Annotated in this window: 12 protein-coding genes; 3 read left to right on the forward strand and 9 right to left on the reverse strand. The window is 60.3% G+C overall.

Annotated elements, in window-relative coordinates; genetic code table 11:
* Positions 1-187: 187 nt before the first annotated feature.
* The gene (locus PMW67_RS05840) at positions 188-838 is read right to left on the reverse strand and encodes an HAD family hydrolase (RefSeq protein WP_271739059.1); all 651 of its coding nucleotides are present in this window, start codon (positions 836-838) and stop codon (positions 188-190) included.
* A gap of 173 nt (positions 839-1,011) precedes the next feature.
* On the opposite strand from PMW67_RS05840, the gene larE reads away from it, so the two are divergent.
* Positions 1,012-1,890 (forward strand): ATP-dependent sacrificial sulfur transferase LarE, encoded by an 879-nt coding sequence (gene larE, locus PMW67_RS05845; protein ID WP_117800249.1) that lies wholly within the window; start codon positions 1,012-1,014, stop codon positions 1,888-1,890.
* A 582-nt stretch (positions 1,891-2,472) separates the two neighbouring features.
* Here larE and PMW67_RS05850 read toward each other — a convergent pair.
* The 7 genes from PMW67_RS05850 to PMW67_RS05880 all read right to left on the reverse strand — a co-directional run bounded on the left by PMW67_RS05850 (position 2,473) and on the right by PMW67_RS05880 (position 9,358).
* A complete protein-coding gene (locus tag PMW67_RS05850; protein WP_117877179.1) occupies positions 2,473-3,123 on the reverse strand; it encodes an HAD family hydrolase in 651 nt (216 codons plus the stop codon).
* 243 nt (positions 3,124-3,366) lie between these two features.
* Complete coding sequence (locus tag PMW67_RS05855; protein ID WP_117790460.1) at positions 3,367-3,819, reverse strand: PTS sugar transporter subunit IIA; 453 nt, start codon at positions 3,817-3,819, stop codon at positions 3,367-3,369.
* 12 nt (positions 3,820-3,831) lie between these two features.
* The gene (locus tag PMW67_RS05860) at positions 3,832-4,770 is read right to left on the reverse strand and encodes a transketolase family protein (RefSeq protein WP_117790459.1); all 939 of its coding nucleotides are present in this window, start codon (positions 4,768-4,770) and stop codon (positions 3,832-3,834) included.
* Entirely contained in the window at positions 4,770-5,600 is an 831-nt protein-coding gene (locus tag PMW67_RS05865; protein ID WP_117800247.1) for a transketolase, read from the reverse strand. Before PMW67_RS05865 ends, PMW67_RS05860 begins: the two co-directional genes overlap by 1 nt.
* Positions 5,601-5,663: 63 nt before the next feature.
* Positions 5,664-6,347 carry a fructose-6-phosphate aldolase gene (fsa, locus tag PMW67_RS05870; RefSeq protein ID WP_117877177.1) on the reverse strand — a complete coding sequence of 228 codons (684 nt, stop codon included), beginning with the start codon at positions 6,345-6,347 and terminating at the stop codon, positions 5,664-5,666.
* Positions 6,348-6,472: 125 nt separating this feature from the next.
* Positions 6,473-7,741 (reverse strand): class II D-tagatose-bisphosphate aldolase non-catalytic subunit, encoded by a 1,269-nt coding sequence (locus tag PMW67_RS05875; protein ID WP_055251764.1) that lies wholly within the window; start codon positions 7,739-7,741, stop codon positions 6,473-6,475.
* Positions 7,742-7,885: 144 nt separating this feature from the next.
* Complete coding sequence (locus tag PMW67_RS05880; RefSeq protein ID WP_271739066.1) at positions 7,886-9,358, reverse strand: PTS fructose transporter subunit IIC; 1,473 nt, start codon at positions 9,356-9,358, stop codon at positions 7,886-7,888.
* Between the two features lie 415 nt (positions 9,359-9,773).
* Here PMW67_RS05880 and PMW67_RS05885 point away from each other — a divergent pair, with 415 nt between their 5' ends.
* Both PMW67_RS05885 and PMW67_RS05890 read left to right on the forward strand, forming a co-directional pair.
* The gene (locus PMW67_RS05885; protein WP_233540442.1) at positions 9,774-10,784 is read left to right on the forward strand and encodes a LacI family DNA-binding transcriptional regulator; all 1,011 of its coding nucleotides are present in this window, start codon (positions 9,774-9,776) and stop codon (positions 10,782-10,784) included.
* A gap of 119 nt (positions 10,785-10,903) precedes the next feature.
* Positions 10,904-11,881 (forward strand): DNA/RNA non-specific endonuclease, encoded by a 978-nt coding sequence (locus PMW67_RS05890; RefSeq protein ID WP_161194823.1) that lies wholly within the window; start codon positions 10,904-10,906, stop codon positions 11,879-11,881.
* Between the two features lie 129 nt (positions 11,882-12,010).
* Here PMW67_RS05890 and PMW67_RS05895 read toward each other — a convergent pair whose 3' ends face one another.
* Complete coding sequence (locus tag PMW67_RS05895; protein WP_271739069.1) at positions 12,011-14,086, reverse strand: elongation factor G; 2,076 nt, start codon at positions 14,084-14,086, stop codon at positions 12,011-12,013.
* Between the last annotated feature and the right edge of the window lie 96 nt (positions 14,087-14,182).

Genomic DNA, 14,182 nt, shown 5'->3' on the forward strand with positions numbered 1-14,182 from the left:
ACCCTCCGCCAGCTCCTTACCAAGGCCGCAGCCCCAGTCGCTTAAAGCACAATGCCCCTCTTATCGGCCAAAACAGCAATCTTGGCGTGATAAGAGGGGCTGACTGCGTCAGCGCCTCCACGCAGGCGCCGTTACCGTCACCGTCCTGCGGGATCGGGCGCGGGGCATGGCAACTCGCGTGCAAACGCTAGCGCACGGCCTTGACCGCGGCCGTCAGATCGAACAGCGTATCGAGCACAGCCTCGCAGCCGTCCACCACGTCCCGCGGCAGCGGCACGATATCGGGAACGGCAAAGACGTGGCAGCCGGCCGTGATGCCCGAGACGCAGCCGTTGCGTGAGTCCTCGACCACGGCGCACTCCTCGGGAGCAAAGCCCGCGCGCTCGCAGGCGAGCAGGTACATCTCGGGATCGGGCTTGCCGTTCACGACGTCCTCGCCGCAGGTCACTGTCTCAAACTTGTCAAAGAGGCCAACCGTCTTAAGGTTGCGCTCGGCGGTAACGTGGCGCGACGACGTCGCCAGGCCCACGTGATAGCCCGCAGCCAGCAGCTCGTCGAGGCACTCGGCGGCACCGTCCTTAAGCTCCAGATCGGTCTTGACCATCTCGTCGCGAATCTCCCTATGGCGACGATAGATTGCCTCAGCGGTTTCGCAGCTGCCGTAATGCTCATCAAGGATCTCCATGACATCGGGCAGCGTGCGACCGATAAACTGATGGAGCAGCGCTTCATCAATCGCGAGCCCCAGCTCAGCGGCGCCTGCCTTCCACGCCTTGATACCCAAACGCTCGGTATCGACCAGCGTTCCATCCATGTCAAAAATAACAGCCTTGATCATATCGGTCCCCCATCGCTTCGCGCTGCTGTACCCCCGCAACTTTACCGCACCTGTAAACTTGTATATAACGTATATAGCATATTGCACTTTCGTTACATAGATAGAAGTCTTATGACAAGCGGCTCGGTAGGATTATAGTTTTCGACCGAGTACTCAACGGCAAGGATCGATTCATGCTTTCAGACACCACTGCACCTGCAGAGGGGCTTCAGGACAAACTCACAGCGCTCGAGCAGCTGCTTTTGGCATACGGACGCGTCGCCATCGGCTTTTCCGGTGGCGTCGACAGCAGCTTTTTGGCCGCGGTCTGCGCCCGCATCATGCCCGCCAGCACGCTTCTCGTTCACCTCACCACGCCACTCATCGGCACGCCCGAGCAGGCTTCGTTTGAGTGGGCGGTTGACGGGCAGGCCGATGAGGGGCCGCATTTCAAGCTCCCCGTGCTCAACCTCTCGGTCGATCAGCTGCAGCTCCCCCAGGTAGCCTGCAACGACGCCGACCGCTGCTACCACTGCAAGCGCGCCGGCTTTACCGCCATCGTCAATCACGCCAGGTCGCTGGGCTTTCCCACCGTTATCGACGGCAGTAACGCAAGCGACCGCGGCGACTACCGCCCCGGCATGCGCGCCGCCCAGGAGCTCGGCGTGCGATCGCCGCTCATGGAGGTCGGCTTTACCAAGGACGAGGAGCGCGAGCTGCTACGCGCCTGGGGATACCCCGTCTGGAACCTGCCGGCGGGAGCATGTCTTGCCACCCGCGTCCCCACGGGCGAGGAGCTTACGCGCGAGAAGGTCGATGTAATCCGCGCCTGCGAGGACTACCTGCACGACCTTGGCCTGGACCAGGTCCGCGCACGCCTCGTCGGCGGCTGCATGCATATCGAGGCCGCGCCGGCAGACGTCGCCAAGATCGCCGCCCTCGGCAGGACCGCGGTCAACGACGAGGGCAAGGCCCCGCTTCCCGCCGCCATCGAATCTGCCCTGCGCAACCTAGGCTGCGGCCATATCTCCCCCGAGGTCACCCCCTACATCCACGGCAACATGAATCAATAGCGCATCCCAAATAAGTTGCGGTGGAATAGTTCCTGTTTTGCGGCCTATCGGGCCCAAACAGGAACTATTCCACCGCAACTTCGTTTGATGGGCATTGACCCGCAGACCTGCCAAAAAGGGACAGGTTTATTTTGGCAGGTTTTATCTGGGAAAATGTCACGAGACAACTGCCTCTCTAGCACCCCTCTAACTTCGAGAGGCACTTGAGAGGCGTCTCGGCCGCACCTACTTTTTCCGATAGCGGCGGTTACAGCTCGTCGATGAACCCATTACTTCAATGAGTCCTTTATCCGGCAGCATTGGCATTCCGTCTCTCTAAACCAATAGATTTATCTCTCTAACTTTAGAGAGATAAGCACTTTGTTTTAGAGAGACCTTTAGAGAGATATAACGAATTCGCTGCTAGATTACCTAAGGCTGTCTCTCTAACCGACTTTATCTTTAGAGAGACGAGCGCGACCCCTCTAATGAATGGAACACCGCAGCCGACAGCTACGGCATCGGCGCCCAGATCGCCGAGCGCGCCAGCACCCAGGCAAGCAGCTGCGTCGAAGCCACCGCCATCGACCTCGGCGCATACCTTTAGCGCACGGCCTTGACCGCCGCCGTCAGATCGAACAGCGTGTCGAGCACGGCCTCGCAGCCATCCGCCACGTCCTGCGGCAGCGGCACAATATCGGGCACAGCAAAGACATGGCAGCCGGCCGTGATACCCGAGACGCAGCCGTTGCGCGAATCCTCGACCACGGCGCATTCCTCGGGAGCAAAGCCCGCGCGCTCGCAAGCGAGCAGGTAAATCGCGGGGTCGGGCTTGCCATATGCGACATCCTCGCCGAAGGTCACCGTTTCAAACTTGTCAAAGAGGCCGACCGATTTAAGGTTGCGCTCGGCCGCAACGCGGCGCGACGACGTCGCAAGGCCCACGTGATAGCCCGCAGCCAGCAGCTCGTCGAGGCACTCGGCGGCGCCGGCCTTAAGTTCCAGGTCGGTCTTGGCCATCTCGCTGTGTAGCTCAATGTTGCGGGCAAAAATCGCGTCGGCGGTTTCGCCCTTGCCGTAATGCGCCTCAAGGATGTCCTTAACATCGGCATTCGAACGGCCGATAAACTGATGGATCAACGCATCATCAATCGCAATCCCCAGCTCGGCAGCGCCCACCTTCCATGCCCTCATGTCCAAACGCTCGGTATCGACCAGCGTTCCGTCCATGTCAAAAATGACAGCCTTGATCATATCGACCCCTTCATCGGCTTGCGTTGCCGCAAATCTACTGCACGTCACAAACTTGTATATAACGTATATATCATATTGTACTTTCGTTACATAGACAGAAACTTTATGACGTAACCTGCCAAAAAGGGACAGGTTTATTTTGGCAGGTTTTATCTGGGGAAACGCAAACAGGGCCGCGACGCCTATAGCGTCGCGGCCCTGCTCCTTGGAGAAGGATCAATAGATTGAGCGGGCTGGTTGCACCTAGCCCTCGAGCCCGGCGTTAATAAGCTCCGCGATCTCGGCGGGATCGGCGCTCGTGCGCACCTTGTCACGGAAGCCGGCATCCATCAGCATCACGGCAGCCTTGGAGAGCAGACGCAGGTGCGTGGTTCCCGCTTCGCCGGCGGGCACGTACAGCGCGAGTGCCACATCGACGGGCACGCCATCAAAGCTCGGCCACTCAACAGGCTCGGACAGCTTGAGCACGGCCACGCCCGGCGTATGAATCGCGTCGCTTTTGGCATGCGGAACGGCAAAACCGGCGACGAGGCCAGTCTCGGCCTCGTTTTCGCGAGCAATAAAAGCCGCCTCTACAGCAGATGCGTCATCGGCAAAACCAAGCTCAACAGCCTGCTCGGACAGATAATGCAGCGCGTCCTCGCGCGAGGCGGCGGCGTAGCCAATCGTCACTTGGTTGGCAGATACAAACCCCATGGAAAACCTTCCTTACAACACGGACCTGACCGCGGCTTCGATGCCGTCGGCGTCCAAACCGTACTTGTGCAGCAAATCGACCGCAGGGCCGGACTCGCCATATACATCGCGCACGCCGACGCGTCGCATCGGCACCGGATGCTGTTCCGCGAGCACCGAGGCCACGGCCTCGCCAAGACCGCCGATAATCGAATGCTCCTCGGCGGTGACCACGCGACCAGTCTTCTTGGCGCTGGCAACCACCAGGCGCTCATCGAGCGGTTTGATCGTATGCATGTTGATGACCTCGGCGTCGATACCATCGGCAGCGAGCGCCTCGGCAGCCTCAAGCGCCTCGGCGACCATGAGGCCACAAGCGACGATGGTCACATCGGACCCCTCGCGCACGACCACGCCGCGACCAATCTTGAACTCATAGTCCTCGCGGTCGTTGATAACCGGTGTTGCCAGGCGGCCGAAGCGCATGTAGACCGGTCCCTCAAACTCATAGGCGGCGCGCACGCAAGCGCGAGCCTCGATGTCATCGGCGGGGACGATCACCGTCATACCCGGAATCGTGCGCATGAGCGCGATATCCTCGCAGCACTGATGCGTAGCGCCGTCTTCACCGACCGAGATGCCCGCATGCGTAGCGCCAATTTTGACGTTGAGGTGCGGATAGCCGATGGAGTTACGCACTTGCTCATACGCACGACCGGCGGCGAACATGGCAAAGGTGCTCGCAAAGGCGACGCGACCCGTGGTCGCAATGCCGGCGGCAAGCCCCATCAAGTTGCTCTCGGCAATGCCGGCATCGTAGAAGCGCTCAGGGTGCGCAGCCTTAAACTTACCGGTCTGCGTGGCGGCGGCCAGGTCGGCATCGAGAACCACAAAGTCATCGTGCTCATTGCCCAGCTCGACAAGTGCCTCGCCATAGCTAACGCGCGTGGCGACTTTCTTGACGTCTGCCATTAGAGCTCCTCCCCTGCTGCTGCGAGCTCGGCCATGGCCTGCTCAAACTGTTCATCGTTGGGTGCCTTGCCGTGCCAGCCCACCTGGTTTTCCATAAAGGAGACGCCCTTGCCCTTCACCGTCTCGGCGATGATAGCGACGGGCGCGCCGGTCACCTCGCGAGCCTCGGCGAAAGCCGCCTCAATCTGCGCCATGTCATTGCCATCGGCTAGCTCGATCACATGCCACTTAAAGGCGCGGAACTTGTCGGCAAGCGGCATAGCCGAGTTAACTTCGTCGATACTGCCGTCAATTTGCAGGCCATTGTGATCGACGATAGCGACAAGGTTATCCAGGTCGTGGTTGCCGGCGAACATTGCCGCCTCCCACACCTGGCCTTCCTCGCACTCACCGTCGCCCAACAGCGTGTAGACGCGGTAGCTGTCACCCCAGTGCTTTGCGGCGAGTGCCATTCCAACCGCGGCGGAGATACCCTGACCGAGCGATCCGGTGGACATATCAACACCCGGGGTGTCGTTCATGTTGGGATGGCCCTGCAGTCGGCTGCCAATATGGCGGAGCGTCTCGAGCTCTTCGACGGAAAAATAGCCGCGATTTGCCAACACCGAATACAGGCCCGGCGCCGCGTGACCCTTGGAGAGCACAAAGCGGTCTCGATCGGCCTTGTGAGGGTCGGCAGGATCGATATTCATTTCCTCAAAGTACAGATACGTCATGATGTCGGCAGCACCGAGCGATCCACCCGGATGTCCCGACTTGGCCGCGTGCACCGCAGTCACGACACCCTTCCTGACCTCATTGGCGACCTTCGCCAGCTCCTGGTTGGTCATACGAATTCCTCTCTTGAGAACAACCCCGGCACCGGATGACGCGATGCCGGGGCAATCCACTCGTTAAGCCTGAGCGACGACCTTCTGCCAGTCAGCCTCAAAAGAGGCGAGGCCCTGGTCGGTCAGCGGGTGATGCAGGCACTTCTTGAGAGCGACCATGGGGACGGTCGCGATATCGGCACCGAGCAGCGCCGCCTGGGTCACGTGATTGGGCGTGCGGACAGATGCGGTGATGATCTCGACGGTGTCGTCGACGTTCTTGCCAGTCCAGTCATAGTTCTTGATGCAGGTCACAACGTTGTCGAGCTGCGAGATACCGTCCTCGGCGATGTCGTCGAAGCGTCCCACAAACGGGCTGATGTAGCGGGCACCGGCGTTGGCGGCCATGAGGGCCTGCGTCGGCGAGAAGACAAGCGTCATGTTGACGCGCACGCCTGCATCGGCCAACGCGCGGCAGGCGGCGAGGCCGGCCTCGCACACGGGAAGCTTAACCACGATGTTGGGAGCCAGAGCGGCAAGGCGCTTGCCCTCCTCGATCATGCCCTCGGCCGTGGTGGCGGTAGACTCGGCAGACACGGGCAGACCCTCGCAGAGCTCGGCAATCTTGAGCATATGGGGCTCAAAGTCGGCGAGCTTACCGCCGGTCTTGGCATACAGGGACGGATTGGTGGTAACACCGGCCAGGCAGCCCCAGCTCTTGGCCTCGGCGATCTCGTCAAGGTTGGCGGTATCGATAAAGAACTTCATGGTGCAAACTCCTTCTAAGGAATCCAAAACTCAAAAAATAGGACAAAGGGGATGTCCCTTTGTCCTATGTGCCGGGCCCGCAGCTGGGACATGCCCCGGACCCGGCGTCGTGTAGGAAAAGCTACTTAGAGAGCCTTCTCGATGCGGCTCGTGACGCCCTTGAGGTTAAGACCGACGACGTACTGCTTGATCGGGCGCTTGATGTGCTCGATCACAAAGCGCTTGCCGTCGATGTCCTGGGCAGCGAGGTTGCGATAGAGTTTCTCGACCTGCTCCTTGACCTCGGGATCGTTAAAGGCGTAGTGGCCGGAGACATCCAGAATCTTCAGGCTGAGTTCGTCGTCAGCCAGGATGTCGTCAACCTGCAGGTTGACGTCGTCGCCAGTCATCCACTTGCGCCAACGCTCGGTCTTGATAGCCTTGACCAGCAGCGTGTGATACAGGTCGGAGGGATCGTCGCACAGGCCGTTGTCGACCAGAATCTGCTCGGTAGCGCAGAGTTTGAGGTAAGCGCGGGTCTCCTCGGTGCCATACTGCGGAGCAACGTTGGAGGCGGTCACGTGTGCCGGGATATGCTCGAGCAGCGTCGCGTCATCCAGGTAGTCGGCGTTGTGCTCCTTCAGACCCACGCCGTAGCGCTTGGCCATATCGGCAAGCTCGCGAGCGTTCTTGAAGTTGTAGTGACCGACCTGCTCCGTCCAGCGGGTAAGGGTGCCGGTCTGGCCGACGATAAAGGTGGGCATGGGGCAGCCGCGCTTCTCGAGCTCGGGCTGCAGCTGAGAAATGAACTCCTCGTACTTATCGGTAGAGGTCAAGCCGCCATTGGTCTCCTCGGTACCGACCTCATAGGCAACCTCGGGCAGGTTATGCTCGCGACGGTATTGCTCAAGGTAGTCGATAAGATCGATCGTGCGGCGAAGCACCACGTCGAGCGGAATAACCTTGCCGATCTGATAGGGGTCCTTGGTGGGGTCGACCATCAGCAGGTCAAAGCCCGCCTCCATGTCGGCGACAAAGGACTTGCGGGCGAGCTCCATGGCCTCGTCCTCGGGCAGGTGGGCGTTACGCTCCTCGTCGCGCTGCCACGGACCGCCGTGATCGCGGCACAGGTAGTACGGACCGGTGTAACCCACCTCGTCGGCAACCTTCTTGATGTCGGCGGCAAAGCGCGTCTGGTCCCAACCGTTGACGTAGCCGGCGCCCATCTCGTCCATATCGACCTGATTGCGGCTGGCAATAAACATGGGCGGGAAATCCTCGTCCTTGGCAAGCTCGAACACGGCCTGAATCAGGTTGGGGCTCATGGGGCCAATGCCGACCATGGTTGCGTGATCGCCGCTATCCTGCAGCTTGAGCATGCCCTGAACGGCCTGGCGGATGGTGAGGTTGGACATTTTGTTCTCCTTCTCCAGAGGATTTTTGACAAAAGTTCCCTGGGACCCAGATGCGGGCCCTATCAGTACGGATGGATTTTGTTGTGTAGGGGCGGTTGTGCGGAGTCAAATCCATCTCTCCGCACAACCGGAGTCCTTAAAGGTTTACTTGGCCTGCTTATCGAGCGTGGGCTTCATGGCAATCAGGATTGCAGCGGCGACCACGGAGCCAATCACGATGTCCAGGCAGAACAGCGCGACGTTGTTGGTGGCAAGGGCGACGATAAAGCCACCGTGCGGGACGTAGCAGTCGATACCCTGGAAGGCGGCGAGAGCAGCGCCCACGGCAAAGCCGATGCAGATGCCGGGAAGGGTGTGGCCGAGATCCTTGACCGCGAAGGGAATGGCGCCCTCGGTAATACCGATGCAGCCCATGAACAGTGCGGAGATGCCCATCTGACGGTCGGCGTCATCGAACTTGTTCTTGGCGATGAGCGCAGCGAGGCCACAGGCGATCGGGGGAACGGCGACGGCAACGCGGAACATACCGTTAGGGCCGTAGATGCCGGATGCCATGATAGCCATGGTAAAGGTCGAGGCGGTCTTATTGATGGGGCCACCCATGTCGAAGGCGGTCATAACACCAATGACCAGGCCCAGGACGACGGCGGAGCCGCCCTGCAGGCTGCCGAGCACGCTGGTGAGCCAGTCCATCACAAAGCCAAGCGGCGTGGCCAGGATGTAGATATAGGCCATACCCAGGACAAGCGAGGTCAGAATCGGGATGATCAGGATCGGCATGATGGTCTGGATGGTGTTGTTGACCTTCCAGGTCTTCATCCAGCGGACAAAGTAGCCGCAGATGACAGCCATGATCATGGCACCCAAGAAGCCAGTCGAAACACTGTTGCCGCTCGGGGTGACGACGGCGTTGTTGACCAAGTAGCCCAGGACGAAGCCAGGGGCAAGTGCGGGCTTGCCGGCCATCGAGTAAGCGATGTATGCCGCAAGCACCGGAATCATCATAGAGATGCCGGCCATGCCGATGGTGTTAAGGCTCACCATCAACGGGTTGGTGACCTCCATGCCGCTAGCACCGGCAGTACCGGATGCCAACGAGAAGGCGAGGAACACGCCACCGATAACGACGATGGGGATAAAATAGGAAACGCCGGTATTGAATGCATTGAGCAGCGTCTTGCCAGGATCGGCAAAGATGGACTGCTTGGACGCCGGTGTCGGGGCCTGCGGGGCAGCGGAGACGGCCTTCTTCTCTGCCTTGGCCTCGGCCTTGGGCGCGTCAACGGCGCCACCCGTCGCCTTGATGATCTCAACGGCCTGGTCAATGATCTTCACCGGATCGGCGATTACATCCGAGGTGCCGACCTTGAGGAACTTGCCCTCGGCCATCTTCTGCTCAAAACGGTCCTCGTTCTCGACACCCACGTCGACGGACTCCAGGACCAGGTCGGCGGAGTCCACGTCTTCCTGCGTGAGCTCATTCTCGATACCCAGGCCACCCTGAGCCTCGACCTTGCACTCGATGCCACGGGCGGCGCATTCATCTTGAATCGCCTTCTGGGCCATATACGTGTGGGCGATACCCACGGTACAGGCGGCAACGCCTACGATCTTCATTGCTTCCCTCTTTTCATAGAGTTGCGTGCGCAAGACACCGTTTGCGGAGGCCTCCGGAGCATCCCCTGCCGTTTGGACTTGCTGTCTTTTCGACAAGACCAATATAGGTGCTCAATTTTCTTAATGCCAGCTTATTTCGGTAAACGCGCAGGTCAGAGCGTTGGTTACGCTATTTAGTTATGCGTTTAACCAAAAATGAATCCTGCGATTTTACCCTCGATTTCAAAAGTCAAGAAGTATTTGATTTTCTCGGTAGACGGCAGATACGCATGCCGGTCACAAATTTCGACCCCACCCGTATACCGCATTTGTTGCATACTCATATGAAAGGAAAAGGTCGCTCACCGAAGCGCATCCCTCACCAAGACTCAAAGTCATCATGTTGGAAAATGCTCATCTGTCGGAAGGAGTCGCTGTGGCAAAACAGCGCGTTACGATTGCAGACGTCGCTCGAGAGGCGGGAACCTCGACGGCAAGCGTCTCGTATTACCTCAACGACAAACGAGAAAAGCTTAGCGAGAAGACGCAGACAAAGATTGCGCGCGTCATCAAGGAACTCGGATACGTTCCCAACGCCCAAGCGCAAACGCTCACCGGCAAACAGACCCACGTCATTGCCATCATCATTTTGGATAACACCAACAAGTGGGCGGGCCTCGTCCTCAACGGCATGGAGCAGGTCATGCTCCCCGCGGGCTACCAGACGGTCGTTTGCACGAGCAACTTTAACCCCGAGACCGAGCTCATGTACGTCGACAAGATGCTCTCGCTGGGCGTCGATGGCTTTATCATCCAGCCCACGGCAAACTTCAAAGCCGTGCACGACCGCATTAGACGCGCCGGCAAGCCCGTCGTCTTTTTTGACGCGGCCATCTACAGCCCAGGCACCAGCTGGATCAAAACCAACCTCTACGACGGCGTGTACAACGCCACGCAGGCGCTTCTCGATGCCGGCTACGAGGACTTTTTCTCCATTGCCGCCAATATGACCGAAATGCGCACCCGCATGGAACGTTTTCAGGGATATGCCGAGGCATTAGCCGCGAATGGGCAGCTCTACAAAGCCATCCCCATCGATCACAACAAGCCGTCAATCAACGAGCTCACCGAATACTTTAAATACAAGTTCAACCCCGCCAAGCGCACGCTCATCTTTGTCCAAAACCAATGGGCGCTCCCCCGCGTCTACAAGGCACTTCAGCCCATGGCCCATCTGCTTCCGCAGCAAATCGGCCTTTTGGGACTCAACTGCGAAGACTGGACTAATCTCACCACACCGACCGTCTCCACCATCATCGAGCCCGTCGACCAGGAAGGTCGCGAAGCAGCCGAGATGCTGCTCGCCCTACTTGACGGCAGCAGCGAACCCGGCGAGCAGCGCATTCTCGAGTGCAAGCTCAACTGGCTCGACTCCACCTCGATCTAGACCGCGGGACAAATAAATCAGGAGTGTTTGTCCCAAATCTTAAGTATTTGTTCGATAGAACGGCCCCTGCCGGCTCCTGCTAGACTGGTAAATTCCGAACCGTCTAGCCAGGAGCCTCAATGTCGCGCAAGTCCGCCTACAAGCAAGTACTTTCCATCGGCACCGCCGTGGTGCTGGGGTTTGCGCTGTTCACAGGGTCGCTCGACGGAGCGCCCAAGCTGCTCTCGCCGCAAAGCGATGAGCAGGCGGCTGCTCTGGCCGAGAAGCAAAGCGAGAGCCCCAACCGCACCGACGACGAAGCGGACTTGGTCGCCCGGCTCGAATCGGGAACAGCGAGCTCCACGGACTCCGAAGATGATCAGGACTCCGGCGATGGCTCTGAATCCGCCACGACCGACACCGCTGACGATGCCTCTTCAAACGTCACCCCCATCGACGAGGTCGAAAACCCCGATCTCGACCGCGCCCGCGGCGTATATCTCAGCAGCATTCCCGACTACGCCGGCAACCCCTACGTTGCCCTTCGCGCCGACAGCACGCACCCGTTGGGCACGCCATCATTCACGCTCGACGAATACGAGCGAGCCACCGAAGAGGGCTGCTTTAAGAAGTTCTCCAAGCTCGATAGCCTGGGCCGCACCCGCAAGGCACTCGCCTGCGTGGGTCCCGAATCGCTCGGTCAGGGCAAGCGCGGCGATATCTCGCGTATCCATCCCGCCGGGTGGCACCAGCAGCGCTACGACTTTATTCCGGGTCAGAGCCTCTACAACCGCTGCCACCTTATCGCCTGGTCGCTCTGCGGCGAAAACGCCAACCGCAAGAATCTGCTCACCGGCACGCGCTATCTCAACGAAACGGGCATGCTGCCGTTTGAAGAGCAGATCCTCGACTACATCCACGACACAGGCAACCATGTGCTCTACCGCGTCACGCCTATGTATAACGAAGAGGAGCTCGTCTGCCGCGGCGTGCGCCTTGAGGCGCAATCGGTCGAGGACCACGGCAAGACCCTCTGCTTCCACGTATATTGCTACAATCTGCAGCCGCACGTGCAGATCGACTACGCCACCGGCCGCAATCAGGCCTCGGGGGACTAGGGCCGACCAAGCTGCCCCAAAACCTAAAATGATCCGTTTTCCTCCGTCCCCCAGGGATCAAAAAGGGCCGCCCTGGATTGCCCAGAGCGGCCCTTGCACCGGCATGCATGTTGCAGGCAACGCCACGCGCTACTTGGCGCGACCCTCCTCATAGCGCTCGACCAGCTTGGCCTGAACGTCATAGGGAACCTGCTCGTAGCCGGCGGGCTTCATGGTAAAGTCACCCGTGCCGCGCGTGATGGAGCGCAGACGCGTCGAGTAATCCGTCAGCTCGGCCAGCGGCGCTTGAGCGATGACCACGGTGTCTCCGCGCTCATCGGTCTCCATGCCCGTCACGCGACCGCGCGAGGCCGAGATGTCGCCCATCACGGCGCCGGCGTAGCTCTCGGGGATCGTCACCGTGATTTCCTCGATAGGCTCCAGCACCACTGGATCGGCATCGGCGCATGCCTTGCGCAGGCCGATGCGAGCCGCCGCGCGGAACGCCATCTCGTTGGAGTCGACGCTGTGATACGAACCGTCGTACACCGCGACGCGAATGCCCGTGAGCGGGTAGCCGGCAATAATACCGTCCTTCATGGTCTCCTGGACGCCCTTGTCCACGGCGGGAATCAGCGAGCGCGGAATGCGGCCACCCACGACCTCGTCAACAAACTCATAGCCGTCGCTCGTGCCGTCGGGCCCAATGAGCGGCTCCACGCGCAGCCAGCAGTCGCCGTACTGACCGGCGCCGCCGGTCTGCTTCTTGTGGCGACCCTGGGCGCTCGCCGTGCGGCGGATGGTCTCGCGATACGGAATGCGGATCGGCACGCTCTTGGCGGCGACCTTGGTGCGGTCCTCCAGACGGTTGAGCAGCACCGAAACCTGTGCCTCACCAACGGCAGAGATAATGGTCTGGCCAGTCTCCTCGTCGCGGTCGATGCTCATGGTCGGGTCTGCCTTGCAGGCCTTCTCGATAAACGTGTAGAGCTTCTCCTCGTCGCCGCGATTCTCGGCCTCGATGGCGATGCGGTACTGCGAGTTGGGGAACTTAAATGCCGCCGCCTCGACCTTGCCAGTAATGGAGAGCGTATCGCCCGTCTCGGCGGCCAGCTTAGGCGCCACGATGATGTCGCCGGCATAGGCGTGACCGACCTCGGTCATGTCGCGGCCGCACATCACATACAGGTGAGCCAGACGATCGCTCTTGCGGGTACGCGCGTTGACCAGCTCAAGGCCCGGCTCAAGCGTGCCCGTCAGTACCTTGATAAAGCTGATGCGGCCCTGCTGCGGATCGGCCAGCGTCTTAAACACAAACGCCACCGGACGGTCATCGTCGCTCGAGATCTTAAGCGAATCACCGTCGATGAGCGGCATCTCGCCATAGTCGGTCGGCGCTGGGAAGTATGTGGCGATGTCGTCCATCAGCGAGTTAACGCCCTGCTCCTTAATGCAATCGCCCGCAAAGACCGGCACAAAGATGCGCTCGGCGATCGCCTTCGACAGCAGGCCTTCAAGCTCCTCCTGCGTCAGCGTCTCCTCGCCTTCCAGGTACTTCATCATCAGCTCATCGTCGGCCTCGGCCACCAACTCGCACAGATGGTCATGGGCTTCCTCGGCCTGGGCACGATACTCCTCGGGAATCTCCGACTCAACGGCCTCGGCGCCGTTGCAGTGGCGCGCCTTCATGCGCACCAGGTCGATGATGCCGTCAAAGTCCTCGCCCTCGCCCCAGGGAAGAGTCACGGCGCCCAGGCGCGTACCAAAGCGCTCCTGCAGCAGGTCCATTGTGGTCGCAAAGCTGGCCTCGGAGCGCGACAGGCGGTTTACGAACACCGCACGCGCCAGGCGCAGGTCCTCGGCGGCATACCAGAGCTTAACCGTCGTAGGCTGCGGGCCGGCCTCGGCGTCGACCACAAACAGAGCCGTCTCGCAGACGCTCATCGCGGCAAAGGCGTCGCCGATAAAATCGGGGTAGCACGGGGCATCGAGCACATTGATGCGCGCGCCCTTCCAGTCGATCGGCGCAATGGTCGTCGAGATGGAAAATGCACGCTTGACCTCTTCGGGGTCATAGTCGAGCGTGGGCCTGGTGCCGTCGTGGCCGCCCAGGCGGGCGGTCTTGCCGGAAAGGTGGAGCATGGCCTCGGCGAGTGAAGTCTTGCCCACCCCGCCTTGGCCTACGAGCACCACGTTCCTTACGTTACCGGTCTTGGGAGCACCCATGATGACCTCCTTGCAGGGCCGCGCGCAATGCGCGACGCCAACGGGGAGAGTTCGCGGTCGGTGCCGTCCCGGGAGCAGCATGGTCGGCAGCCGAGC

Origin of the sequence: Collinsella aerofaciens, from assembly GCF_028209395.1 — a bacterium.
GTDB classification, from domain to species: Bacteria; Actinomycetota; Coriobacteriia; order Coriobacteriales; family Coriobacteriaceae; genus Collinsella; species Collinsella aerofaciens_AZ.